The 24,392-nt window shown below is 63.6% G+C and carries 19 protein-coding genes and 1 tRNA gene; 2 read left to right on the forward strand and 18 right to left on the reverse strand.

The annotated features are described in order from the left end of the window. Position 1 precedes the first annotated feature (1 nt). The gene (locus FQ775_RS24040) at positions 2 to 6,874 is read left to right on the forward strand and encodes a Calx-beta domain-containing protein (RefSeq protein ID WP_246730183.1); all 6,873 of its coding nucleotides are present in this window, start codon (positions 2 to 4) and stop codon (positions 6,872 to 6,874) included. Between the two features lie 10 nt (positions 6,875 to 6,884). Here the strand turns inward: FQ775_RS24040 and FQ775_RS19810 are convergent, their stop codons facing one another. From FQ775_RS19810 to FQ775_RS19865, 12 genes are all read right to left on the reverse strand, one after another. Continuing rightward, complete coding sequence (locus FQ775_RS19810) at positions 6,885 to 8,096, reverse strand: tyrosine-type recombinase/integrase (protein ID WP_146298107.1); 1,212 nt, start codon at positions 8,094 to 8,096, stop codon at positions 6,885 to 6,887. 185 nt (positions 8,097 to 8,281) lie between these two features. After that, positions 8,282 to 8,366: transfer RNA gene (locus FQ775_RS19815), tRNA-Leu, on the reverse strand. Between the two features lie 85 nt (positions 8,367 to 8,451). Further along, on the reverse strand, positions 8,452 to 9,069 hold the full coding sequence (locus FQ775_RS19820; protein WP_146298108.1) for a 2,3-bisphosphoglycerate-dependent phosphoglycerate mutase: 618 nt from the start codon (positions 9,067 to 9,069) through the stop codon (positions 8,452 to 8,454). 8 nt (positions 9,070 to 9,077) lie between these two features. After that, positions 9,078 to 9,518: an EVE domain-containing protein gene (locus tag FQ775_RS19825; RefSeq protein WP_146298109.1), complete on the reverse strand. Its 441-nt coding sequence runs from the start codon at positions 9,516 to 9,518 to the stop codon at positions 9,078 to 9,080. Further along, a complete protein-coding gene (gene dapB, locus FQ775_RS19830; protein WP_146298110.1) occupies positions 9,515 to 10,330 on the reverse strand; it encodes a 4-hydroxy-tetrahydrodipicolinate reductase in 816 nt (271 codons plus the stop codon). The genes FQ775_RS19825 and dapB overlap by 4 nt, the downstream gene beginning before the upstream one ends. Continuing rightward, the gene (locus tag FQ775_RS19835) at positions 10,327 to 12,108 is read right to left on the reverse strand and encodes an ABC transporter ATP-binding protein (protein WP_146301813.1); all 1,782 of its coding nucleotides are present in this window, start codon (positions 12,106 to 12,108) and stop codon (positions 10,327 to 10,329) included. Before FQ775_RS19835 ends, dapB begins: the two co-directional genes overlap by 4 nt. Before the next feature lie 218 nt (positions 12,109 to 12,326). Then, positions 12,327 to 13,355, reverse strand: a complete 1,029-nt coding sequence (locus FQ775_RS19840; RefSeq protein ID WP_146298111.1) for a glucokinase — start codon at positions 13,353 to 13,355, stop codon at positions 12,327 to 12,329. Positions 13,356 to 13,360: 5 nt separating this feature from the next. Further along, the gene (locus FQ775_RS19845; protein WP_146298112.1) at positions 13,361 to 13,774 is read right to left on the reverse strand and encodes a methylglyoxal synthase; all 414 of its coding nucleotides are present in this window, start codon (positions 13,772 to 13,774) and stop codon (positions 13,361 to 13,363) included. A gap of 95 nt (positions 13,775 to 13,869) precedes the next feature. After that, positions 13,870 to 14,883 carry a penicillin-insensitive murein endopeptidase gene (mepA, locus tag FQ775_RS19850; protein WP_146298113.1) on the reverse strand — a complete coding sequence of 338 codons (1,014 nt, stop codon included), beginning with the start codon at positions 14,881 to 14,883 and terminating at the stop codon, positions 13,870 to 13,872. Between the two features lie 74 nt (positions 14,884 to 14,957). Then, positions 14,958 to 15,836: an SDR family oxidoreductase gene (locus FQ775_RS19855; protein WP_146298114.1), complete on the reverse strand. Its 879-nt coding sequence runs from the start codon at positions 15,834 to 15,836 to the stop codon at positions 14,958 to 14,960. Continuing rightward, positions 15,833 to 17,008 (reverse strand): tRNA epoxyqueuosine(34) reductase QueG, encoded by a 1,176-nt coding sequence (queG, locus tag FQ775_RS19860; protein WP_246730184.1) that lies wholly within the window; start codon positions 17,006 to 17,008, stop codon positions 15,833 to 15,835. The genes FQ775_RS19855 and queG overlap by 4 nt, the downstream gene beginning before the upstream one ends. A gap of 2 nt (positions 17,009 to 17,010) precedes the next feature. Beyond that, positions 17,011 to 17,703 carry a glutathione S-transferase family protein gene (locus FQ775_RS19865; RefSeq protein WP_146298116.1) on the reverse strand — a complete coding sequence of 231 codons (693 nt, stop codon included), beginning with the start codon at positions 17,701 to 17,703 and terminating at the stop codon, positions 17,011 to 17,013. A gap of 151 nt (positions 17,704 to 17,854) precedes the next feature. Here FQ775_RS19865 and FQ775_RS19870 point away from each other — a divergent pair, with 151 nt between their 5' ends. Continuing rightward, a complete protein-coding gene (locus FQ775_RS19870; protein WP_146298117.1) occupies positions 17,855 to 18,661 on the forward strand; it encodes an undecaprenyl-diphosphate phosphatase in 807 nt (268 codons plus the stop codon). A gap of 3 nt (positions 18,662 to 18,664) precedes the next feature. Here FQ775_RS19870 and FQ775_RS19875 read toward each other — a convergent pair whose 3' ends face one another. The 6 genes from FQ775_RS19875 to FQ775_RS19900 form a co-directional block, all read right to left on the reverse strand. After that, entirely contained in the window at positions 18,665 to 19,390 is a 726-nt protein-coding gene (locus tag FQ775_RS19875; RefSeq protein ID WP_246730185.1) for a sulfite exporter TauE/SafE family protein, read from the reverse strand. A gap of 49 nt (positions 19,391 to 19,439) precedes the next feature. Continuing rightward, positions 19,440 to 20,414, reverse strand: coding sequence for a complex I NDUFA9 subunit family protein (locus FQ775_RS19880; protein ID WP_146298118.1), 975 nt, complete (start codon positions 20,412 to 20,414; stop codon positions 19,440 to 19,442). Between the two features lie 131 nt (positions 20,415 to 20,545). Then, entirely contained in the window at positions 20,546 to 21,541 is a 996-nt protein-coding gene (locus FQ775_RS19885; protein WP_146298119.1) for an ornithine cyclodeaminase family protein, read from the reverse strand. After that, a complete protein-coding gene (locus FQ775_RS19890) occupies positions 21,538 to 22,392 on the reverse strand; it encodes an alpha/beta fold hydrolase (RefSeq protein ID WP_146298120.1) in 855 nt (284 codons plus the stop codon). The genes FQ775_RS19885 and FQ775_RS19890 overlap by 4 nt, the downstream gene beginning before the upstream one ends. Next, positions 22,389 to 23,840, reverse strand: coding sequence for a M81 family metallopeptidase (locus tag FQ775_RS19895; RefSeq protein ID WP_146298121.1), 1,452 nt, complete (start codon positions 23,838 to 23,840; stop codon positions 22,389 to 22,391). Before FQ775_RS19895 ends, FQ775_RS19890 begins: the two co-directional genes overlap by 4 nt. Beyond that, positions 23,837 to 24,388, reverse strand: coding sequence for a TRAP transporter small permease (locus tag FQ775_RS19900; RefSeq protein WP_246730186.1), 552 nt, complete (start codon positions 24,386 to 24,388; stop codon positions 23,837 to 23,839). Before FQ775_RS19900 ends, FQ775_RS19895 begins: the two co-directional genes overlap by 4 nt. Positions 24,389 to 24,392: the final 4 nt, after the last annotated feature.

Genomic DNA, 24,392 nt, shown 5'->3' on the forward strand with positions numbered 1-24,392 from the left:
CATGTCGATCAAGGCTTCACAACTTCCGGTTTTTGCCCGGCTCGCCTCGCTGGCCTACTACAATGACAACGATCTGCGCAATGAGCTGGCGACTTCAGATTGGAGGGCCCTCACTTTTGAGGACTTGAAGCCAACGAATGGCGCTCGCTACTCCCTCAATCAATCCTGGATCGGCGACGGCGGACGCTACCAGAACGAAAACGCAGCGGGGTTTGCCGCAGTAGTAGACGATACTTTAGCCATCTCGTTTTCCGGATCACAGTTCGAAATATTGAGAGCAGCGACCAGCTTTATATATAGATCAGACGGCCCTATTTACAAACTGTTAGAAGACTATTTTGATGCAGTTACTCAGCATGACCACTTTCAACTGCTTACACCTTTGATAGATGGCGCTCTGAGCTATGCAAAAAGCATTGGCATAAACAAAGTATTAATAAGCGGCCATAGTCTTGGTGGATCTATGGCAGAGAGGTTTGCCGCAAAAGCAGAAAACGACCCCCTTTACTCACAATTTGAATATAGAATAGTGACATTTGGCTCCCCGGGATCAAATCTAATAAATGGCACAAAGACGGAGAGAGAAGTTGTTAACATAAGCCACACGGAAGACATAGTTTCAAACGGAATAATACCAAAAATTGTTTCGGGTGACCGGCACTCGGGTAGGGTTGTTGATATAGAGATACCCGGATTCCATCTGGTGGTCGACGAACATCGAATGTTTGGAGGAGATGTTCCATACAAAAGATCAATCACATCCATATCAGAGTCTTTGCTGAGGAATGTATTTGAGGACGACTGGATTGATCGAAGCATTACGATTGGCGACGATCTCAATCGAGAATTCTTCTCGGACGGGGCACAAAACGAGCTTTTCATTGGTGGACCGGGAGCAGAGAAATTTTTCTCAAGCTCCTCGGTGAATACCGACGATTTTCTCGATGGCGGCGGAGGTAACGATATCCTCTCAGGGCGAGGTGGAAATGACTTCCTCGCTGGCGGCGACGGAAGTGATACGCTTCATGGCGGCGCCGGTTTTGACCGCGCTGTCTTCGAACATGGCGTGGAATACTATCAGCTGGTCGGCGCTGCGAACCCGTTGGATTTCCGCCTTGAGGCGACGAGATTTGATCAGGGTATCGACCGACTGGTCCAGATCGAATCTCTCATATTTGATGGCTTTGAGATCGGGGTGACGGATTTTCTTGAACGATTCGAGGATGACCCGCCGCCTACGCATGATCCGCTGCCTGAGGCCGACCCGTCTCCGCCCGGCCTGCCGCCGCCCGGCTCGGCGGAACCCCTGTTGTTTGTGAACGCTCCGCAAAGTGTGGTGGAGGGGAATTCCGGCACCCGAACGGCCTACTTCGAGGTCAATCTTTCCCACGCGGCTGAAAGCCCCGTGTCGTTCATCTACTCGGCCCTCGGCGGAACGAAATATGGCGAGGCGACAACCAATGTCGACCTGGAATTCAATGCGACCACCTTCGTCCTGCCCGCAGGCGCGTTGACGGCCCGCGTACCGGTGGTCATCCTGGGCGACCGGGACATCGAACCGGATGAAACCTACTCGATTATTGTTTCCAACCTGAGCGGTGCCGAACTGGCCTCCGGCGATCTGATCGCAATCAGGAAAGGCGTCATCCGCAACGATGACGGTGAGAGCGATCCTACCCCCGATCCGGAACCGGAGACGATGCCGCCGGGGCCGGTGTTTCTGGAACTTCGTGAGACGTCGATCAGCCAGGTTGAAGGGCCGGAAGGTACGGAAACCGTCTACGAATTTTCGCTGCACCGCTCGGGCGACCTGAGCGTGACCACCAAGGCGCGTTTTGAGGTAGAGGGTTATGGCGCGGCCGCGGCCGATCCGGACGATTTTGTGGGAGGCGGCTATCCTTCGCTAAATGTCACCTTCGGCCCGGGCGATACCAGGGAGCACTTCCACGTTCGTGTCAGGGGAGACGGAGAAAGCGAGCCCCACGAATATTTCCGCGTAACGGCTGAAGCCCGGTCCCCGGGCGTCAAAGTTCTCGATGATACCGCCTACGCTAGCATAATCAACGATGATGGGAACACGCCAGCTTCGCCTGCGGGGGATGTCTACGTATCGATCAGGGCGCTGGATACAGAATTGCCGGAAGGGACGAATGTAGACGGCGATGGTTCGCCCGATGGAACGACAAACTTTCGCTTCGAGCTGACACGCGCTGGGGACCTTGATCAGGAGAGCGGTGTTCGTGTTGGTATACGTACGCTCGGAACCACCCCGCAAAGCCTGAATGATGATACTACATGGGGGTTGGGCAGCCGTACGTTCACGTTTGGTATTGGTGAGGATCGCATTGTTTTTGATGTGCCCGTCCGCACCGATGCCGACAATGAACCGGACGAACCGCTCGTTCTCGGCGTTCGTGCGCATCCCGACTATGACAACGTTCTCATTGCAGACGGGCAGGCGACGGCCACGATCTTGAATGACGATGGCCCCAATCCGCCCCTTGTCACGGTCATGCCGACTCTCGCTTACGAAACCGACGCCAACCAGACGGCTATCCTTAAGGTCGAGCTCAGTCACGCCCTTTCCGAGGCGGTATCACTGGACTACGAGGCCTACGTTCGAGGCTCGAACGGGTTCCCGTCAACCGTGGGCGACGACTTCGTGCCGGTCGCCGGAACTCTCACGATTGCCGCCGGACAGACCTCCGGTGAGATTGCTGTTACATTGCATGGCGACGACATCGCCGAGCGACTTGAAGTCGTCGACGTCAGGTTGTCAAACCTCGTCAACGGCTATTTCGGCCGGTCGATCGACGACTGGGACACTGGAATCGTAATCGTCGACGACGATTCCGCGGATCCTTTTCCGACCAATGCCGAAGAAATGGCCAACAAGGCCATCGACCTAGGCACCATCGATCCTTATTCGATGCAGCGACTTCATCTGCAGTTTGGCCCGGGGGAAACAAGCCAAATCTACCGAATCCAGCTTGACGAACCGCTCACCCTCGTTTCCTTCGGCGAGTGGCCGCAGTTTATCTTTGACGGAGCCGGCGAACTGGTTTTCGCTGACGTGCCAGGGTTCGACGGCATTGAAGTAAATGACATTGCCAACGCCCTGGCCGAGGGCGCCGCCCTCCAGCCGGGCGAGTATTTTCTCCTCTTGGAGCAGGAAGAATCGGTACCCGACGGCCCCAACACTTTCAGCCTCATCGGGTCTCCGCTGGTAAGCGACGAACCCCTCATCTGGATCGACCCGAACAATGTCACTTCCGGTGGGATAGAATTGCCGGAAGGAACCGGGAAGGAGGGCCTGATCGGCGGCGCGTACTCGGTGCGGCTGTCACATGCTGTCGATCATGATGTGACATTCGATTTTTTTCTGCGGCCTCTTTCGGCAGAAGCAGACGTCGACTACCGGCAGCAAGCCTTCACCGCGACAATAACGTCAGGGAATATACTTTCTGATCCAGAATTTATATTTTTGATTGATGACAATAAATATGAAGGTACGGAAGAATTTTTGGCCGTGATTACGAACGTGTCAGGTGCGGTTCTGCCCAACGGCGCACCCGAGCACGTTGTCAAATACACGTTGCTCGATAACGATCCGAATCCGAATCCCGAATTTGAGGTTCGGGCGCATCATGCGGAACGGGCTGAGTCGAACAGCGGAGTTGCCCAGTTCGTATTTGAGGTATTCCGGCCCGAGGCCTTTGCTGGTGAGGCCGCAAGTGTGGAATGGTTCAGCTTTGGCGAAGGGATCGATCCGGCCAACGTGCGAGATTTCGTCGGGCCCAACTTCCCATCCGGCCTGATCAGTTTCGCGGTAGGCGAGACGTCCAAGCTGCTTCAGGTGGAAGTCTCCGCGGACACTGTCCCTGAGGCTGATGAAACGTTCACCGTTATGCTTCGCAATCCGAGCGCTGGGTTTGAACTCGGCAAGGCTCAGGCTTCGGGCGTCATCAGAAACGACGACGGCGTCATGCCCGAGCGTGATCCGCAAAGCGGCACCAGCTACGTCCTTGGGCCGGACGAGAGCACCTTCCTCCTGTCAGGCGGCGCTTCGGTAGACATTGTCGGCAATGAACTGGCGAACGTCCTGTCGGCCAACAACGCGGCCAACCACGTTGACGGACGCGGCGGCAACGACAAGATTTTCGGCTATGCGGGCGACGATGTTCTGGATGGCGGCCGCGGCGACGATCATCTTTTTGGCGGCGACGGTGATGACATTTTTTTTGTCGACAGCCGTTTCGATCTGGTTTCCGAGGATATCGGACAGGGGTTTGATCGTGTATTCGCGCTGGTCGACTACCGTCTGGCCGCCCCCTCGGAGATCGAAGTTCTGGCCGCCGCAAACTCGGGAGCTTCCACAGGCGTAAGTTTGATCGGAAACGAATTCGCCCAGGTGATCATCGGCGATGCCGGCAACAACGTGATCGCCGGCCTGGCGGGTGCCGACGAGATCAATGGCATGGGCGGCATCGACACGGCCGACTACTCGGCCTCGACGCAGCGCATCAATGTGAACCTGTCGAACGGCACCGGGCTGGGCGGCGACGCGCATGGCGATACGCTTTCGGGTATCGAGAACCTGATCGGCACCAACGCGTCGCTGGGCGACTTTCTCACCGGCGATGGTGGCAACAACATCATTGCCGGGCTTGCGGGTGCCGACCAGATCAATGGCATGGGGGGTGTCGACACGGCCGACTACTCTGCGTCGACGGGCCGCATCAACGTGAACCTCTCGAACGGCACTGCCCTGGGCGGTGACGCGCATGGCGACACGCTGTCGGGCATCGAGAACCTGATTGGCACCAATTCGTCATTGAGCGACTTCCTGACTGGAGATGGTGGCGCCAACCACATCCAGGGACTGGCGGGCAACGACTTCCTGGCTGGCCTTGCAGGGGCTGACGTTCTGATCGGCGGCACCGGCATCGACACGGCGGACTATTCGGCCTCGGCAAACCGGATCAACGTCAACCTTTCGACTGGCACGGCGCTGGGCGGTGATGCGCATGGCGACACGCTATCCGGGATCGAGAACCTGATCGGTACCAACTCGTCGCTGACCGACTTCCTGACCGGCGACGCGTTCGCCAACACGATCGCCGGCCTGGCGGGTGCCGACGAGATCAATGGCATGGGCGGCATCGACACGGCCGACTACTCGGCCTCGACGCAGCGCATCAATGTGAACCTGTCGAACGGCACCGGGCTGGGCGGCGACGCGCATGGCGATACGCTATCCGGGATCGAGAACCTGATCGGCACCAACGCGTCGCTGGGCGACTTTCTCACCGGCGATGGTGGCAACAACATCATTGCCGGGCTTGCGGGTGCCGACCAGATCAATGGCATGGGGGGTGTCGACACGGCCGACTACTCTGCGTCGACGGGCCGCATCAACGTGAACCTCTCGAACGGCACTGCCCTGGGCGGTGACGCGCATGGCGACACGCTGTCGGGCATCGAGAACCTGATTGGCACCAATTCGTCATTGAGCGACTTCCTGACTGGAGATGGTGGCAACAACGTCATTGCCGGGCTGGCCGGCGCCGACCAGATCAACGGCATGGGCGGCGTTGACACGGCCGACTACTCTGCGTCGACGGGCCGCATCAACGTGAACCTCTCGAACGGCACTGCCCTGGGCGGTGACGCGCATGGCGACACGCTGTCGGGCATCGAAAACCTGATCGGGACCAACTCGGTGTTGACTGATTTTCTGACCGGCGATGGCGGCGCCAATCATATCCAGGGGCTGGCGGGTGATGATCTGCTCGCCGGGCTTGGCGGGGCCGACGTTCTGATCGGCGGTAGCGGCGTCGATACGGCGGACTATTCCGCCTCGACGGGCCGAATAAACGTGAACCTGTCGACCGGCGCGGGATTGGGTGGCGACGCTCATGGCGACACGCTGTCGGGCATCGAGAACCTGATCGGCACCAATGTCGCGCTGACCGATTTTCTCACTGGTGACGGTGGCGCCAACCGGATCGAGGGTCTTGCCGGCAACGACATCCTGACAGGGCTCGGCGGGGCCGATGTCCTTGTTGGCGGAACCGGCCTCGACACGGCGGACTACTCGGCCTCGACGCAGCGGATCAACGTGAACCTCTCGAACGGCACCGGGCTGGGCGGTGACGCGCATGGCGACATACTGTCCGGCATCGAAAACCTGATCGGGACCAACTCGGTGTTGACTGATTTTCTGACCGGCGATGGTGGCGCCAATCATATCCAGGGGCTGGCGGGTAATGATCTGCTCGCCGGGCTTGGCGGGGCCGACGTTCTGATCGGCGGTAGCGGCGTCGATACGGCGGACTATTCCGCCTCGACGGGCCGAATAAACGTGAACCTGTCGACCGGCGCGGGATTGGGTGGCGACGCTCATGGCGACACGCTGTCGGGCATCGAGAACCTGATCGGCACCAACGTTGCGCTGACCGACTTCCTGACCGGTAACGCGGGCGCCAACCGGATCGAGGGTCTTGCCGGCGACGACGAGATCAACGGCAAGGAGGGGGCCGACATATTTGTGGGCGGAGGCGGTGACGACCTCTTCATCTTCGACACCGCGCTCGGCGCCGGCAATATCGATGCGATCCTCGATTTCGTGGTCGCGGACGACATGATCCGCCTCGCTTCAAGCATCTTTACCGGATTGAGCGCCGGGGGCTTGACCGCCGCAGCGTTTCGCGTTGGCGCGGCCGCGGCCGATGCCGACGACCGCATCATCTACAATGCCGGCACCGGGAGCCTGTTCTTCGACGTCGACGGCAATGGCGCGCAGGGGCAGGTCCAGTTCGCATCGCTCTCGACCGGCCTCGCCCTCACCAACGACAACTTCCTCGTCGCCTGAGGTAAAGGCATTAGGACTTACCGGCGTCGATCACTCGACCACGAGAGTTGCTGAGGATGGCCGCCCCCCACCATTCGGCCATCTTCACCCGTTCTTCCCAGTAGCGGGCGCGGTGGTAGGCGCGACGGACCTCGTCGGCGCCGACATGTCCCAATTCCGCTTCAATCGCATCTGGTGACCACATTCCGCTTTCGTTCAGTAGGGTAGATGCCGTCGCTCGGAACCCATGCGATGTCGCCTCGGTCTGCGAGAAGCCCATGCGCCTAAGAGCAGCGTTCATGGTGTTTTCGCTTAGCGGTCGCTCGGGGGACTGTATTGACGGGAAGGCCAGTCGGCGCGTGCCAGTATGCTCTTTGAGACCGCGCAGCACTTCGAGCGCAGGCGCCGGGAGAGGTTTACAGTGCGGGCGACGCATTTTGCTGCGCGACTCGGGGATGGTCCAGGTAGCGTCGTTGAGGTCGAATTCTTTCCATTCAGCCTGTCTCAATTCACCGGGGCGTGGGTATAGCAGCGCCATGAGCTTGAGGGCGGCGCGTGTCTCTACGGTTCCTTCGTAACACCAGATCGCTCGAAGCAATCCGGCGAAGTTCGGCCAGTCCGTGAGAGCTGCCCTGTTCGTCACCTTGGGCGCGACCAGGGCGCCCCGTAGTCCGAATGTGGGATCGTTGGTCGCCTTCGAAATCGCGATAGCGTAGCGGAAGACTTGGCTTACGACAGCTCGGAGGCGGCGCGCCGTCTCGTAGTTCCCGAGAGCTTCAACCCTGCGCAATGGAGCCAGTACGTCGGCTGCCGATATGTCGGAGATGGGTTGCCGTCCAATGTCAGCGGCAGCGAGGCCGATAAGCCAGCGCTTTTTCTTCAAAGTTGCATCGGCCTTTCCCTCGCGCTCGACTTTGCCCAGGAACTCGTCTGCGACCGCCTGAAAGGTGTCTTCGACGGCCGCCCGTCTCGCTGCCTTTTCGGCTTTGGCATGAGAGGACGGGTCGATCCCCGACGCCAGCAATCGCTTTGCATTGTCCCGCCTTGTGCGAGCATCCGCCAGCGAAACGGCAGGATAGCTGCCGAAGGCAAGAAGCTTCTGTTTGCCGTCGTACCGATAGGCCAGCCGCCACAGCTTTGAACCGCTCGGCGTCACTTGTACGAAGAGACCGCCACCGTCGCTGATTTTCCGTGTCGTTGAAGAGGGTTTCAGTGATCGCAACTGGACGTCTGAAAGAGCCATTGTTGGTATCCTAGGTCAGTGCCGACTATCTTCGTCAGCTGTGTACCAACAAAGATACCAACATTCCTTCGGGATACCAACGGCCAGCGCTGGACCGCCCCGGACTAGCCGGCAACAAAAAGCCCGGCTAGCCGGGCTTCTGATGCTGTTTCTGGGTCTTATTCGGACTGCGTGAAACAGCGATTTGGTGCCCAGGAGAGGACTCGAACCTCCACGCCTTGCGGCACACGGACCTGAACCGTGCGCGTCTACCAATTCCGCCACCTGGGCAGGTGCGCCGCCCCGTTTATGCGGGCGGCATGGCCGTGTCAATCGGCTTTTGCCGGCCTGTGGCCGGCAATGACGGCAGGCCGGATCAGTCGACGATCTCCTTCGAGGCAACCGTCGAATCGGCGTTGAGCTGGTAGATGATCGGGATGCCGGTGCCGATCTCGACCTTGACCACTTCCTCCGGTGCCAGCCCGTCTAGCGCCATGATCAGGGCGCGCAGCGAATTGCCGTGGGCCGCGATCAGAACCGTCTCGCCGCGCAGCACGTGCGGCTGGATAACGTGCAGGTAATAGGGCCAGACCCGCGCGCCGGTATCCTTCAGGCTCTCGCCGCCAGGCGGCTGGATGTCGTAGGAGCGGCGCCATTTGTGCACCTGTTCCTCGCCCCATTTTGCACGTGCGTCGTCCTTGTTGAGCCCGGCCAGGTCGCCATAGTCGCGCTCGTTGAGCGCCAGATCGCGCACCGTCTCGAGGTCGCTCTGGCCGAGCGCGTCGAGCACATGCTGGCAGGTCTTCTGTGCCCGCATCAGCACCGACGTATAGGCGATGTCGAAGGAGAAGCCGCGATCCTTGAGGATGCGCCCGGCCGCCTTCGCCTCCTCGTGCCCCTTTTCGGTCAGGTCGACATCGCGCCAGCCGGTGAAGAGGTTCTTCAGGTTCCATTCGCTCTGGCCGTGGCGCACGAGGACGAGGGTGCCGGACATGAAAGCTCCTACTGCTGTCGGTCGAAATCGTCACCGACGCCCATGGCCTCGGCGATCAGGTTGAAGTCGTCCTGCCCGATGCGGAACAGTGACTTGCGGAAATACATGCCCCAATGGCTGCGCTTCTTGACGAAGGAGAAGCGGTCGAGAAGGGGATAGATGTCGGCGGGCTTCGCCGCCAGCCAGTGCACGGGCCGATACCAGCCGACATGGCCGGCAGTCATCTCGCGCTCGGCCGGGCCGCCTTCCAGTACCGTGCCGATGGCGGTGAAGGCGCGCAGTTCGGCGCCTTCCTTGTAGCCTTCACGCGGTGAATAATAGGCGACCCGGTCACCCGGCAGCACCTTCTCGATCGCCTTCAGTTCGCCATGCGAGAACATCGCGAAGCCGCCATCGACGGCGATCTTCACATGGACGGCCGCGGCCGTGCCGATCCAGTGACTGGTCATTTGTCCGCGAGCCCCAGCACGTCGAGCATGGAATAAAGCCCCGGCTTGCGGCCGTGAGCCCACAGCGCCGCCTTCACCGCGCCGCGCGCGAAGATGGTACGGTCCTCGGCCAGGTGCGAAAGCACGACCCGCTCGCCCTCGCCGGCCAGGATCACCTGATGCTCGCCGACGACGGATCCGCCGCGCAGCGTGGCAAAGCCGATGGCGCCGCCCGGACGCGGGCCGGTATGCCCGTCCCGCACCCTGACGCTGTTGTCGGCAAGCTCGAACCCACGCCCGGCTGCCGCCTGTTCGCCGAGCAGCAGCGCCGTCCCTGAGGGCGCGTCGACCTTGTGGCGATGATGCATCTCGACCACTTCGATGTCGAACGCCTCGTCGAGCGCGGCCGCCGCCTGCCGCACCAGAACGCCGAGCAGATTGACGCCGAGGCTCATATTGCCGGACTTCACGATCGTGGCGTGTCGCGCCGCGGCGGCGATGGCGTCATCGTCCTGCGACGAACAGCCGGTGGTGCCGACGATATGGGCGATGCGCGCCTGCGCGGCGTAGCCGGCGAATTCGACCGTGGCGGCAGGTGTGGTGAAGTCGAGCACGCCGTCGGCGGCCGCGAAAACCGGCAGCGGATCGTCGCTGACCGCCACGTTGAGGATGCCGATGCCGGCAAGCTCGCCGGCGTCGCGGCCGACGAAGGGCGAACCGGAGCGTTCCACAGCGCCTGACAGACGCACGCCCTCGGTCTGGTGGATGACACGGATCAGGGCCTGGCCCATGCGGCCGGCCGCCCCCACAACGACCAGGTTCATGTCGCTCATGACGGACCCCCGGCAGCCTTGCGCCCGCCGCGTGTTTCCGGCTCGTCTGCGACGTCGCGCACCAGTTCCAGGTTTTTGGCGCCCTGCATTTGATTGAAGCGGTAGTAGACGCCATGGCGGTTGCGCATCAGCGCGGCATGGCTGCCCTCCTCGATCAGGCGGCCATCGTCGAGGACCACGATGTGGTTGGCATTGACCACGGTCGAAAGCCGGTGCGCGACCACGATCGTCGTTCGTCCCTGCATCACCGTTTCCAGCGCCTGCTGGACACGCGCCTCCGATTCATTGTCGAGCGCCGAGGTGGCCTCGTCGAGCAGCAGGATCGGCGCGTTGCGGACAATGGCGCGGGCGATCGACAGCCGTTGCCGCTGTCCGCCAGACAGCGACATGCCGTTCTCACCAACCAGTGTGTCGTAACCGTGTGGCAGCCCGGTGATGAAGGCGTCGGCATGGGCCTGTGCGGCGGCGGCCTCGATCTCGGCGTCGCTTGCGTCGGGACGGCCGTAGCGAATGTTCTCGCGAATGGTTCCCTCGAACAGATAGGGCTGCTGCGAGACATAGGCGATCGAACGCCGCAGCGAGCTCTTGGTCACCTTGGCGATGTCCTGGCCGTCGATCGAGATGCTGCCGCCCCACACGTCGTAGAAGCGCTGGAGCAGCGAGATGATCGTCGTCTTGCCGGCGCCGGAGGCGCCGACGATGGCCGTCGTGCGGCCGGCCGCGGCATTGAACGTCACGTCCTGCAGCACCGGGTGACCCGGCTGGTAGCCGAAGGTCACATGGTCGAAGCGGATGTCGCCATGCGCGATCTCGACCTCCGCGGCGTCTGCCTTGTCCTTTTGCAGCGGCTGGATGTCGAGGATCTCGTAGATCATCCGGGCATTGACCAGCGAGCGCTCCATGTTGACCTGGATGCGCGCCAGGCGGCGCGCCGGATCGTAGGCCAGCAGCATCGCGGTGATGAAGGAGAATACCGCGCCGGGCGGTTCCTGCTCGAAGGCGGCGCGGTAGCCGGCATAAGCGATGACCCCAGCCACCGCGAAACCGGCGAGGATTTCGGCGATCGGGGTCGTGCGCTCGGAAACGCGGGCGATTTTGTTGGCCCGGTGCTCGGCATCGGCGATCAGCCGCGACAGCTTCTCCGAGAGCTGGCTCTCCATCGTAAAGGCCTTCACGATGGTGATGCCCTGCACGGCTTCCTGCATGGCGCCGATCAGGTGCGAGTTGATCTCGACCGATTCGCGCGTCACGCGCCGCAGCCGCCGCATCAGCCGGTTGACCGTATAAATCAGCGGCGGGCCGATCAGGAAGGCGACGAGCGACAGCAGCGGGTCCTGGATGATCATCACGATGACCAGCGCCACCAGTTGGACGGCGTCACGAGCGATCGACGTGACCGTCATCGCCAGCAGGTCGCGGATGCCGCTGACATTCTCGTTGATGCGCGCGGCGAGCTGTCCCGACCTGTGGTCGGCGAAGAAGTCTACCCCGAGGCGCATCAGATGGGCAAAGAGGCGCCGCTGATAGCGGGCCACCAGATTGTTGCCGATCTTGGCCAGCATCACCGCCTGGCCGTAGGTGGCTAGGCCGCGCAGGATGAAGGCGGCGGCAATGCTGCCACAGATCAGAGCGATCAGGTCATAGCGCCGTTCGTTGAAGATGCCGTCGACGACATCCTTCATGATCCAGGCGACAAAGGCCGTGGTACCGGCCACGGCCAACAGGCAGACCAGCGCCACGGCGTAGTGCGGGATGTATTCGCGCCCGTTCTCGCGCATGACGCGGCGCAGGATCGCAACGACTTCGCCGGGATCGACCGGTTCCCTGTTGCTTGCGGGTATCGTCAAGTGCTGTTCCGATCGTTTCGGCCACGGGCAACGGCCGGACGAGGCCCTACCGGCTGCGGCGATACCTCTTAGCGTCCTGTCGTCCGGTTGCCTATGCCTTCAGCGCAACACAGCCGTCAAGCTGCGCCGCTGGGTGAGCGGCGTGGCGGTCACCGCGTGACCCAGCGCCGGTGATCGATCTCGACGCCGAAGCGTGACGGCGTACGGGCGTAGGCGGCAAGGCCGGTCAGGGCGGCGAGGGGATGCGTGATCACGTAGACGGGAATGTCCCGCAACAGCTCGCTGTGCGGCGCCTTGTCCTCGAACGCTTCGCGGAAGGCCGGCTTTTTGAGCGCCGGCACGATTTTCTGTGCGATGCCGCCGGTCAGGTAGACGCCACCGCGGCTCATGAAGACGAGTGCCAGGTCGCCGGCAAGCCGCCCGAGGCCGACGACGAACATCGACAGCGCTTCGACCGCGACCGCATCGGTCTCCTCGATGGCCGCCGCGGTGATCTCGGCCGGCGTCGAAAGCGCTTCCTTGCCGCCGTCGGCGCGGGCGACCGCGCGGTAGAGGTTGACGAGCCCGCGGCCGCACAACATCTGCTCGGCCGATATGCGGCCTTCGATCTGTTCCAGATGCGGAAAGACCTGCAGGTCGCGCGCCGTCCGCGGCCCCATGTCGACGTGGCCGCCTTCGCCGGGCACCGGAATCCATGTGTGACAGGCGTGAACCAGCCCGGCCACACCAAGGCCGGTACCCGGACCGAGCACGATCCGCCCCGCATTGGGCTCCGCTTCGCCGCCGCCGATCTTGACCATGTGTTCCGCGCCAAGCGCGACCACGGCGAGCGCCTGCGCCTCGAAATCGTTGAGCACGATAATGTCCTCGAGGCCGAGGTCACGGGACATCACCTTCGGCCGCACGACCCAGTCGCAGTTGGTGAGCGCGATCTCGTCGCCGTCGATCGGGCCGGCGACGGCCAGAACGGCGGAGCGCGGGATCATCGAAGTCCGGTCCAGGATCGCGCTCTGGATCGCGTCGTCGATATTCGCGAAATCCGCGGTGGCGACGATCGGGAACTCCTTGGGCTCGGCATAGGAATCGACGAGGATCGCGAAACGGGCGTTGGTGCCGCCGATATCGCCGATCAGGATCGGGAACTTGATGACCGTTTCGGCGTCACCTGCAGGGGACATGATGTTCACTTGCCGTCGTTTCGCTTCTGGTTGCCGGTCGGGCGCCGGAGATGTTGCAGAACCATCTCCGCGGTCGACCTGTTGAGAGCCATCGGAATATCATAGACGATCGCGAGCCGCATCAGGGCCTTGACGTCGACATCGTGCGGCATGGCGGTCAGGGGATCGACGAAGAAGATCAGGGCATCGATGCCACCCTCGGCAATCATCGCGCCGATCTGCTGGTCGCCGCCGAGCGGTCCGCTTTTCATGGCCGACACGTCGAGCGACGGACAGGCTTGGGCGATGCGGCCGCCTGTCGTGCCCGTGGCAAACACGGCGCAGCCGGACAGCATCGCCTCGTGCCTGCCGGCGAAGGCGACGAGATCGTCCTTCTTCTGGTCGTGCGCGATCAGCGCCAGACGCAGCTTCGCAGCCATTTCCCCTCGCTGTCCCGCTTCCGGCTAAAACGGTTTAAACCGTATAGGCGAAGTGCCGCAGGCTGAAAAGCGCGTTGTTTCGGCGAAGTCGCGCCTCAAGGCGAGGGACGCGGCATCGGCAGGGGAATCTCGCGTGCGGGTGTCGGTGCGAAGGCACTGGCCGCAACCGGCGGCGCGACGACCGCATCGGCACCGTCGATCGTCACCACAGCCTCGGAAACCGGCGAGGGAGCCTCGAGCACCTGGCGGCAGGCAGCCGGCAGGCTCGCCATCGTCATGATGTCGCGCGCCTTGGGCTTGGCCGGGCCCTTGGCCGGACGCCATGGCTCGTCGGTGAACCACCAGGCCAGCGACTTGTCGCAGCCGTCGCCGGCCGCGGTACGCTGCTGGCCCTTGCAGCCGGGCGAGCCGTCCGGACAGCCGATGCGAATGTGGAAATGATAGTGATGGCCCCAGAACGGGCGGATCTTGCGCAACCATGACCGGTCACCGCTGACCGTGTCGCAGAGCTTCTTCTTGATGCCCGGGTGAACCAGAATGCGCTCAACGGCGCCATAGCTTGCCGCGCGCTTGAGCAATGCCGCATGTGCCGGCGTCCAGATGCGATCGTCCACGTAAAGCGAGTCGCCTTTCAAGACCGAGGTTGCGCTCATGTTCTCCCGTTCCGTCGCCGTCAGCCGGCGGTTCGGCATCGGGGTGAGCCAGATGTCGGCGTCGAGCCCGATCTGATGCGAGGCATGGCCGGAAAGCATCGGTCCGCCGCGGGGTTGCGAGATGTCGCCGACGAGCAGGCCGGGCCAGCCGTCGGCGGCTGCCTCGCGCGACAGCCTCTCGATCAGTCGGATCATCTGCGGGTGGCCCCAGCGCCGGTTGCGCGAGACGCGCATGGCCTGCCAGTTGGGGCCGTCGACCGCGATGGCGACACCGCCTGAAAAGCACCCCTTGGAGTAAAAGCCCCAGGACTGCGGCGCCGTGGCCGCCGGCAACTGCTTGTGGCCGAAAAGATTCTTGGCCAGTTGCTCGGAATGGGCGGGCGTGGCCGATGCCGATGCCGCCGCCCCGAGAACGGCGAGGATTGCGGCAAGGCGGCGCAGTCGGAAAAATCGCATCATTCGCTCCCGGACAATCGGATCGAGCCCCCACCCGCGAATCATATCATGCCCGCCGGCCAGGCGCGACGCGATCAGGCGCCGGGTTCGGCCTGCCAGTTTCCGGCCTCCCACATTCGGGCGAGTGCGGAGCGATAATCGGGGCAGACGAATTCGTAACCGGTCGCGCGGATGCGGCGGTTGGAAACACGTTTGGCTTCGCCCCAGAAAGACCGCGCCATCGGCGTCATCTCCGCTTCCTCGAACGGGATCTCCGGAGGCGGTACCACACCCATCAGTTGCGCCGCATGGGCGATCACGTCCTGTGGTGGCGCCGGCAGGTCGTCGGTCACGTTGAAGACGCCGCCGGTCTTGCCCGCAGCCAGATGCGCGGTGGCGCCGGCGATGTCCTCGACGAAGATGCGATTGAAGACCTGGCCCGGCTTGATGATCCGCCGCGCTTTGCCATTCTTGAGGTTGAGGAAGGCGTTGCGGCCCGGCCCGTAGATACCGGACAGTCTGAGCACCGCGACGGGAACACCGACCGACTGGCCGAGCGCCAGCCATTCCGCTTCGGCGGCGACCCGCTCAACGGAACGGCGCGAGGCCGGGTCCGGCGGTGTCTCTTCGTCGACCCAGTCGCCATCATGATCGCCATAAACGCCGATGGTCGAGAGATAGCCGATCCAGACGAGGTTTTTCATTCGGTCGCGAAGGACGTCCCCAACGGCTTGCAGGACCGGGTCGCCGGCGCCTGGTGCAACCGAGACCACGAGATGCGTCGAGGTCTCGAGCGCTTCGGAAGCCCGCGCATCCAGTTGGCCGTCAAAGACGACGGGATCAATGCCGGAAGCGTGGAGCAGACCGAACTTCTCCGCCGAGCGTGTCGTGCCGACGATCGTTTCGGCCTCACCGGTCATCCTGCGCGCGATCGCGCGGCCGGAGAAACCGGCACCGAAAATGAACAGCCTCATGCGTGCTCCTGCGTTCCTCGCGCGCCGCCGGTCTCGGCCAGCGCATCGCGCCATTCCTGCCTCACGCCCTCGTCGCTCTCTGCCGGTTGTTCCGTGGCAACGGCTCGGAAATGCCCAGCCGGCATCAGCCTTGACAGCGCCCACACCGCCGCGCCGCGCACCACCGGCGCGGCATCGTCGAGCAGGTCGCGGCATTTCGGCACCAGCGTGGCATCGCCCGAATTGCCGGCCGCCACCAGCGCGTTGCGGACCATGCGATCGCGCCCGGTCCGTTTCACCGGCGAGCCGGCGAAGCGTTGGCGGAACGCGGCGTCGTCGAGCGCCAGCAGTTCGTTCAGCCTCGGCGCCTTGCGATCCGCACGGCCCGCGAGCTTCGCCTCTGACGCGCGCTGCGCGAATTTGTTCCACGGGCAGACCGCCAGGCAGTCGTCGCAGCCATAGATGCGGTTGCCCATCGCCACGCGGAACTGGCGCGGGATCGGACCGTGATGCTCGATGGTGAGATAGGAGATGCAGCGCCGCGCATCGAGCTGGTAGGGCGCGGGAAAGGCGTCGGTCGGGCAGATGTCGAGGCAGGCGCGACAACTGCCACAATGATCTTCTTCCGCTTCGTCGGGTGCGATGTCAGCCGTGGTGAAGATGGAGCCGAGGAAAAGCCATGAGCCGTAGTCGCGGCTCACGAGATTGGTATGTTTGCCCTGCCAGCCGAGCCCTGCCGCCTCGGCCAGCGGCTTTTCCATCACCGGGGCGGTATCGACGAACACCTTGACTCCGGCGCCGCTGCGCGCGGCGAGCTTGCCGGCGACGAGCTTCAGCCTGCCTTTGACGACGTCGTGATAGTCGCGGTTTTGCGCGTAGACCGAAATCACGCCCGACGACCGCTTCTGAAGATCGAGAAGGGGGTCGTGCTCGGGCCCGTAATTCATGCCCAGCATGATGATCGATCGCACGTCGGGCCAGAGCCGGCGCGGATCGGCGCGCGTGTCCGCACGCTCCGCCAGCCACGCCATTGTGGCGTGATGTCCGGCGTCAACGAAGGCCTGCAGCCGTTCGGGCAGTTGCGGCACCGCGTCCGGCCGCGTGATGCGCACCAGATCGAAGCCGGCCGCTTTGGCCTCGCGTTGAACGAGGGTCCGCAGGGGGCTCTTGTCATGCCGCGCGGACGAAGCCACGGTCAAAAATCCAGGTCCGCGTAATGCGAGACCGGCGACAGGCCGGAGGCACGGTCGGAAAGTAGCGGCCGGAAGGAAGGTCGCGACTTGATCCGGCCGTACCATTCGCGCGCCGCGCGGTAGTCCTCCCACGGCACCTCGCCGAGATAGTCGAGCACCGAAAGTGCGGCCGCGGCGGCCAGATCGGCATAGGAGATCCGTTCGCCGGCCAGCCAGTCGCGGGTACCGGCCAGCCAGTTGGTGTATTTCAGGTGTGGCTTCACATTGGCGCGCGCCGCCCGGATCGCCGTCGAATCGGGCGCGCCGCCGCCCTGCATGCTGGTCATCATCGGCTTGAAGGCGCGCTCGCGCACCAGATGCCGCGTGACCTCATTGTCTGTCTTCACCAGATACCAGTCGATCAGCCGCCGTGTTTCGGCGCGTGCAAAGGGATCGTCGGCCTGCAGCCGCCGCTCGCGCATCAGCGCGCCGCGCGTCTCGTCAAGGTATTCCGCAACAACACCGGCACCCACGATCGGCGTATCACCCTCCGCCAGAAGGACTGGCAGGGTTCCGGCCGGGTTGATCTCGAGAAACTCCTTGCGCCGCGCCCACGGCTTTTCCTCGATCAGCTGCAGCTCTTCGCCATACTCGCCGAAGGCGAGCCGGACGAAACGACAGGAGGCAAGAAGAGGGTGATGAAACAGTGTCAGCATGGTCCGCAATGTGCTCAAGCCTATGGCCTTTTCGCGGCCGGCGGGCTAAGTCTCGCGCGCCTTTCGCCTGACCGCAAATCAGGGCCCGTCTCTTAGGGGCGCGCAACAGCACACGCAAGCCGCAGCCGCATCGGCACTCCGGAGAATCACGATGGCACAGCAGACGATCGTCGATGCGGCGATGCTCGGCCTCCTCGAGGGGCTGACCGAGTTCATCCCGGTGTCCTCGACCGGCCACATCCTGCTGGCAGGGCATTTTCTGGGGTTCGAATCGACCGGCAAGGCGTTCGAGGTGCTGATCCAGCTCGGAGCGATCCTGGCGATCCTGACCGTCTATTTCAGCCGGCTGCTGCAGATTTTGCGTGATCTGCCGTCCGACCCGCGCACCCGGCGATTCGTTCTCGGTATTCTGATCGCCTTCCTGCCGGCCGCGGTCATCGGCGCCAGCGCACATGGCTTCATCAAGACGGTGCTCTTCGAAACGCCGATGCTGATCTGCGTGATGCTGATCATCGGCGGCGTCATCCTGCTCTGGGTCGACCGTTGGGCGATCGAACCGCGCCACACCGAGGTGATGGATTATCCGATAGGGCTTTGTTTCAAAATCGGCCTGTTCCAGTGCCTGGCGATGATTCCCGGCACCTCGAGGTCGGGCGCGACGATCGTCGGCGCCCTGCTCCTTGGTGCAGATAAGCGGTCGGCGGCCGAGTTCTCCTTTTTCCTCGCCATGCCGACCATGGCCGGCGCCTTCGCGTACGATCTTTACAAGAACCGCGACATCCTTTCGGCCTCCGACCTGCCGATCATCGCGGTCGGCTTCGTCCTGGCTTTCGTGATGGCGGTCATTGTGGTGCGTTACCTGCTCGATTACGTGTCCCGCCACGGCTACAGCCTGTTCGGTTGGTGGCGGCTCGTCGTCGGCAGCGTCGGTCTCATCGCGTTGCTGATCTGGGGTTGAGCCTCAGATCAGCGCCATTAGGCCTCGTCGGATCATGTCGAGCGCCAGCAGCGTGATGCCGATCCGGAACCAGCGCCTGAAGCTCTGCTCAGGCAGCCGCTCGAGCAATCTCGTTCCGTAGACCGTGCCCAGATAGCCTGACCCGATCATTAGCACGATGAGGGGCAGCCATTGCCAGAAGGCAAAGCCGGCCAGTCCGAAGACGACGATCTTGAGGGCATGCTGGACGGTCATGCCGGCGGCGTGCGTTGCCACCAGCGCCCTGCGGTCGTCCGGGAAGAGCTGTGCGAAGAACGCCGAAAGCAGCGGGCCGGTGGCGCCGACGAACATGGTGACGAAGGCGAGCACCGCGCTGCCCAGTGTGAGCCCGGCGGCTCCCAGCCGGTCGGCGCCTGGAATCTTGGTCCAGGTCACGGCAATCACGAACAAGCCGAGGCCCAGCTTGAGCAAGGCGTCGGGAAGCTGCACGACGAAGAATGCGCCGCCGACGGCGCCGACGATGCTGCCGATAACGAACGGGATGGCAATGCCAAGCCGGACATTGGCGCGCTGGTGCCAGGCGCGGCCCGTGTTGGAGCCGAGCTGTACCGCACCATGTACCGGGATCAACGCCGCGACAGGGATGAACAGCCCCATCAGCGCCAGCATGGCCACGCCGCCGCCGACCCCGAAGGCGGCGGTCAACGCCGAGGTGAAGAAGCTGGCGACGACCAGGACGGCGGCAGGCAAGCCCGGCAGCGCATCGGGGAGAAAACCGGCGAAAGTCTCCAGGAGCAGGTCAGGCCACCTTGCCGGTGACGAACTGACCGGTCTTGCGATAGCGCCACAGATAGGTCGGCAGGATGGTTTCAATCGCCTGCGGCCGGATGCCGAGCCCTTGCAAGGTACGGTCCTCGGCCATTGCAGCTTCGGAGACGACATTATCGACCATCAGCTGGGTGACCTGGTCGCGCGTCAGCAGCGGGTTGGGCATGAATTCCAGGAACCATGCCTGCAGCCGGGCAATCGACACCGGCAGGTTGACGAAGCCGCGGTCGCGCCCGATCACCTCGAGCATGTGTTCCATGCATTCGCGGAAGCTGAGCACCTCGGGGCCGCCGAGCTCGTAGATGGCGCCGCCGCCGACCTTGCCATCGACCGCACGCGCGACCGCCTCGGCGACGTCGGTGACATAGACCGGCTGGAACTTGGTCTCGCCGCCGCCGATCAGCGGCAGCACGGGCGAGAACCGTGCCATGTTGGCAAAGCGGTTGAAGAACTCGTCCTCCGGGCCGAACATGATCGACGGGCGGAAGATCACAGCCTGTGGGATCGTCTCCATCACCGCCTGTTCGCCCAGCGCCTTGGTGCGGGCATAGGCAGAGGCGGAGCCGGTATCAGCGCCGATGGCCGAGATCTGGGTCATGCCGGCGCCGACCGCGCGTGCTGCTTCCGCCACGGCGCGGGCGCCGAAATCCTGCACGGCGTCGAAGCGCTGGCGGCGTGATTCGGCGAGGATGCCGACCATGTTGACGGCATGGTCGGAGCCCTCCATCGCGCGGTCGACCGACCAGCGGTAGCGCAGGTTGGCCTGCACGGCCTGGATCTGGCCGACATTGCCGAGCGGCTGCAAATGCCCGGCGAGGTCGGGCCGGCGACACGCCACGCGCACTTGATAGCCGCGCCTGGCGAGTGCGCGCACGACGTGGCGTCCGAGAAAGCCGGATCCGCCAAAAACGGTGATCCGTTTGGGCTTGGACACGATCGTCGTCATGGCGTCTTTCTCTCCGCGACCTGCAGCCTTTGGCGCCGCTCCCTTGTGTGTGCGACGTTCACCGCTTCATAGTCCGTTTCGACCGTGCCGCAAAGGGTAGAGACAGCGCGCAGGCGCGGCATTTCCGCCGCTTAGCCCAGCGAAACCTCGGCGCCAAGCCCGCGCGCTCTGGCCTGTTCGAGACAATGCCAGGCGGCAGCCAGATCTTGCGCCGCGACGCCGAGCGAGCGGTAGAGCGTGATCTCCGTCGCGTTGCCGCGGCCGCCATGCGCCCCGGACAGCACTTCGCCGATTTCGGCGCGCACGTGTTCGCGTGTGATGCGGCCGCTCTCCATGGCCGCGATCACCTCGCCGGCCTGGGCGAAGGTCGAGGCCCTGTAATCGACGAAGAGCGCCGCCCGGGCAACGAGGTCTTCGTCGACCTCCCGGCTGGAGGGTACCGAAGCGCCGGCGATGTTGAGATGCATGCCGGGCTCGGCCATCTCGCCGAGAAGCACCGGTTCCGCCGATGAGGTGACGGTACAGACGATGTCGGCCCCTGAGACGGCGTCCCGGACCGTGTCCGCGGCAACAAAATCGAGCCCTGGATACTTCTCGACCGCCTTCTCTATGAAGGCGTCACGCTTTTCCGCCCGGCGTCCGGCGACCCGGACCTCGCGGATCGGCCGCACAGCGGCCATGGCGTCGAGATGATGCTCGGCCTGTTCGCCCGCTCCAATGAGCGCAAGCACGGAGGCATCTTCGCGCGCAAGCGCCCGTGTCGCCACACCACTGGCCGCGGCGGTGCGCAGGGCGGTCAGGAGGCCTGCATTCATGATCGCAACGGCGGAGCCGTGTTCGCCTTCGAAGAGCACATAGGCGCCTTCATGGGACGAATAGCCGGCGTCAGGGTTGCCCGGGAACAGGCTCAGAAGCTTGATGCCGAAACATTGCGGCAGGCGATCATCGCCCTGAAGCACCGCACCCGGCATGATGCCCATCCGGTTGGGCGTTCCGACGTCGATCACCGAGCGCAGCGGCAGATTGGTCCGGCCGGCCGATACGGCAAGCATTGCTCTTTCGACGACGTCCAGCGCATCCCGCATCGAAAGCAGCTGCGCGACGTCATCATTGGAAAGCACGATCATTTCGACCGCGCCCGTCCCTCACCCCAGCCTTCGCCGGTCAGTTCGAGCCCCAGCTGCTCCTCGAGCAGCGTGGTGTATTCGGTAGGCCGCACGACATAGGGGAAATGCCCACCCCAGGCGAACTGGTAGGCGACCGCCGGCTTCAACCGCTTGCGCACGGCGTCACGCATGTCCGGCGGGACCAGCGGGTCGTCGTCACCCTCAATTGTAACGATCCGGTCGGCGGGAATGCCGGGCGGCGGCAGTTCCGGACCATGCTTCAGGGCTTTCAGCCGCGAGCGCAGTTCCGGCTCCGGAATGCGACCGCCCTGTTCGGCCATCAGCATCTCGACGAGATCGGATTGTTCGGGGTGGGTTTCGCCCCAGGCCGTCAGCCCGCGGCCGAACCCGGCGCGCAACTCCTCGATAGGGCCGCCGTCGAGATCGGAATTGTAGGGCGGCCGCTGCTGGATCGCCTCGACCGAATGCAATGTGTTGGCGGCGATCAGCCGCTCCGTCCGGTCCGCGTGGGCGGCGGCGAAATATTGCGCCAGATAGCCGCCGAGCGAGGAGCCGAGAACGGTGGCCGTGTCCATGTTTTGCCGGCGCATCAACTCGGCGAGATCGTCGGCCCATTCCACGATGCCGCCGGTGCTGGGATAGGACAGAGACAGGATGCGCACCCGTCCCCGAAGCGCTTCGATCTGCTGCCAGAAGATGTCGGCGCGGCCGAGCGTTCCGGGAATGAGCACCAGCGCCGGGCCAGCCTCGCCGGCGGCGATCATGCCCCATTCGCGGCCGTTCACGGTTACCCGCTTTTCCGGATGGGATGCTGCGAAGCGGTCGCGGTCGGCAATCAGGGCATTGGTCATGCGAACGGATTCTCCGTTTTGGGCCAGTAACTCCCGTCACGACGGGTATAGGGGATGTTGGCGTAGTCGGGCGCGATCGCGCCCGGCGTGGCCATGTGGATCACCTCCGACGCGATCGGCGCGAAGCCTGCGTGGAAGTGCTGCGAGGATTTGACAACGACGATCTTCTTTTCGTCAAGCGCGATGCCGAGTTGTGTGAAGGCCTCGGGATGGAAGGTTTGCGTGCGCAGGTCGTTGACGACGATGTCGATGCCTGAAGCGTGCAGCCATACCGCTTCGCCGAGCGAGGATGGGAGCTTGCCGAAGCGCTGGGTCAGGCCGGATGCCAGTTTCCTGACGGTGACGCGCAGGTCGAGCGGGTTGCCCGACATCGGGCCGCATTTGCCGCCAAGCCTGAGGTCGAGCGAAGCGCCCTCGCCGGCCTCCCGGCAGATGCGGACAGCGATAGGATCCCAATAGATGCCGGTGGCGGCGCTGGTGATGCCGCGCCGTAGCATGGCCTCGAGCACGAAGGTGGAGTCGCTCGGCGCGCCACCGCCGGCATTGTCGGCAACGTCGGCCAGCACGACAGGTCCGGACGAAGCAGCCAATGCCCGGTCGAGGGCGGCTTCTATGTCCGGATAGGGCCGCATGATTTCGTGGCGGAGCGCGAACAGCTTTTCTGCCAGTTCGTGGGCGATCGCTTCCGCCTGTTGCGGATCGCCATCGGTAATGGCAAGGGCGCGCGCTCCGACACGCGGATGGTCGCCCCACGGAAAGCCGTGTGCCAGTGACAGCGACAGCACGCCCGGTTCGCTTTCCCTCCGGCTCATCGCGTCGACGAAGCCGCGCATCGGTTCATAGGGCGTGTGCATGGCGCAGATCATTCGGCAATCGAAGTCGCGCATGACAGGTTTTGTCTTGCCCCGCGCCGCATCGGCAGCCAGTCGGAACAGGTCGCGCGCGCGATCCGGAATGTCGACATGCGGATATTCCTTGTAGGCAACCAGCAGCGTTGCCTTTTCCAGCATGTCCGGGGTCAGGTGGCAGTGCGGGTCGAGCAGGCCGCCTATCACTGCGTCGGGGGCCTGCGCGCGGCAATGCGCGATCAGGTCACCCTCGCAGTCGTCGTAGCCGTCGGCGATCATTGCACCGTGCAGCGACAAAAGTACGATATCGACCGTTCCCGCCCGCTCGAGATCGCCGAGGATCTCGTCGCGGAACGACTCGTAGACGTCGCGTACGGTCGGCCCCGCCGGCTGGGCGTGTGCGGTCAGGCTTTCGACGACGTCCCAGCCCTCCGCCTCTGCCATTTCCCGCCAGATGTGCATCGGAGCCGACCAGTATTCGACCTTGTGCCTGGTGGCGTCGCCATGCGCGATCGCGCCCTCCTCGAAGCTCAACTGGCCGGTCGGCAGCGGCGAGAAGGAATTCGTCTCGGTGCTCAGGCTGGCGATGAAGACTCTCATGCGATGCGTTGTTCCTGTTCTCCGCCCGGTCCCATCTCGGTAACGGACAATCGGCTGGCGAGATCCGCCAGAACGTGGATCATGATGATGGCGAAGGCCGCCGGAACGGCGGCGGTGAACCAGATCATCGGGATGTTCATCATCTCGGCGCTGCGGTCGAGGCTGCGGCCGAGGAATCCGCGCGCCAGGCTCATGCCCGGCCCGAACAGGGAGTAGTAGAGAACGGGAAAGGCGAAGATGGTGACGCCTGCGGCGCGGATGAGGGCCAGCGCCATGCCGCTCCGGCCCGTCATCCCCTCCCGGTCCGGGAACAGGTTGGGATCGGAACGCTCGCGAAAAGCGACCGAGGCGCCGAGCATGCCGGCCCAGACCATGGCACGGCGCGCGAGTTCCTCCGTCCATACCGGCGGCGCATCGAAAATGTAGCGGGCGACGACCTGGTAGGCGGCAGCGAATGCCATGACGAGCACGGCCAGGATCGCGCCGGTGAGCGCGATCCTGTCGAGCCAGGCCGAGACCCGGTCGAGGAGGTTTGCCGCCGCCTTCACCGGG

Origin of the sequence: Nitratireductor mangrovi (assembly GCF_007922615.2) — a bacterium.
In the GTDB taxonomy this organism is placed as follows: domain Bacteria; phylum Pseudomonadota; class Alphaproteobacteria; order Rhizobiales; family Rhizobiaceae; genus Mangrovimarina; species Mangrovimarina mangrovi.

Excerpts from the sequence above, each read along its gene's own strand:
- FQ775_RS24040 (WP_246730183.1), top strand. The coding sequence starts at position 2 with ATGTCGATCAAGGCTTCACAACTTCCGGTTTTTGCCCGGCTCGCCTCG.
- FQ775_RS19810 (WP_146298107.1), bottom strand. The coding sequence starts at position 8,096 with ATGGCTCTTTCAGACGTCCAGTTGCGATCACTGAAACCCTCTTCAACG.
- FQ775_RS19820 (WP_146298108.1), bottom strand. The coding sequence starts at position 9,069 with ATGTCCGGCACCCTCGTCCTCGTGCGCCACGGCCAGAGCGAATGGAAC.
- FQ775_RS19825 (WP_146298109.1), bottom strand. The coding sequence starts at position 9,518 with ATGACCAGTCACTGGATCGGCACGGCCGCGGCCGTCCATGTGAAGATC.
- dapB (WP_146298110.1), bottom strand. The coding sequence starts at position 10,330 with ATGAGCGACATGAACCTGGTCGTTGTGGGGGCGGCCGGCCGCATGGGC.
- FQ775_RS19835 (WP_146301813.1), bottom strand. The coding sequence starts at position 12,108 with ATGCGCGAGAACGGGCGCGAATACATCCCGCACTACGCCGTGGCGCTG.
- FQ775_RS19840 (WP_146298111.1), bottom strand. The coding sequence starts at position 13,355 with ATGTCCCCTGCAGGTGACGCCGAAACGGTCATCAAGTTCCCGATCCTG.
- FQ775_RS19845 (WP_146298112.1), bottom strand. The coding sequence starts at position 13,774 with ATGGCTGCGAAGCTGCGTCTGGCGCTGATCGCGCACGACCAGAAGAAG.
- mepA (WP_146298113.1), bottom strand. The coding sequence starts at position 14,883 with ATGCGATTTTTCCGACTGCGCCGCCTTGCCGCAATCCTCGCCGTTCTC.
- FQ775_RS19855 (WP_146298114.1), bottom strand. The coding sequence starts at position 15,836 with ATGAGGCTGTTCATTTTCGGTGCCGGTTTCTCCGGCCGCGCGATCGCG.
- FQ775_RS19865 (WP_146298116.1), bottom strand. The coding sequence starts at position 17,703 with ATGCTGACACTGTTTCATCACCCTCTTCTTGCCTCCTGTCGTTTCGTC.
- FQ775_RS19870 (WP_146298117.1), top strand. The coding sequence starts at position 17,855 with ATGGCACAGCAGACGATCGTCGATGCGGCGATGCTCGGCCTCCTCGAG.
- FQ775_RS19880 (WP_146298118.1), bottom strand. The coding sequence starts at position 20,414 with ATGACGACGATCGTGTCCAAGCCCAAACGGATCACCGTTTTTGGCGGA.
- FQ775_RS19885 (WP_146298119.1), bottom strand. The coding sequence starts at position 21,541 with ATGATCGTGCTTTCCAATGATGACGTCGCGCAGCTGCTTTCGATGCGG.
- FQ775_RS19890 (WP_146298120.1), bottom strand. The coding sequence starts at position 22,392 with ATGACCAATGCCCTGATTGCCGACCGCGACCGCTTCGCAGCATCCCAT.
- FQ775_RS19895 (WP_146298121.1), bottom strand. The coding sequence starts at position 23,840 with ATGAGAGTCTTCATCGCCAGCCTGAGCACCGAGACGAATTCCTTCTCG.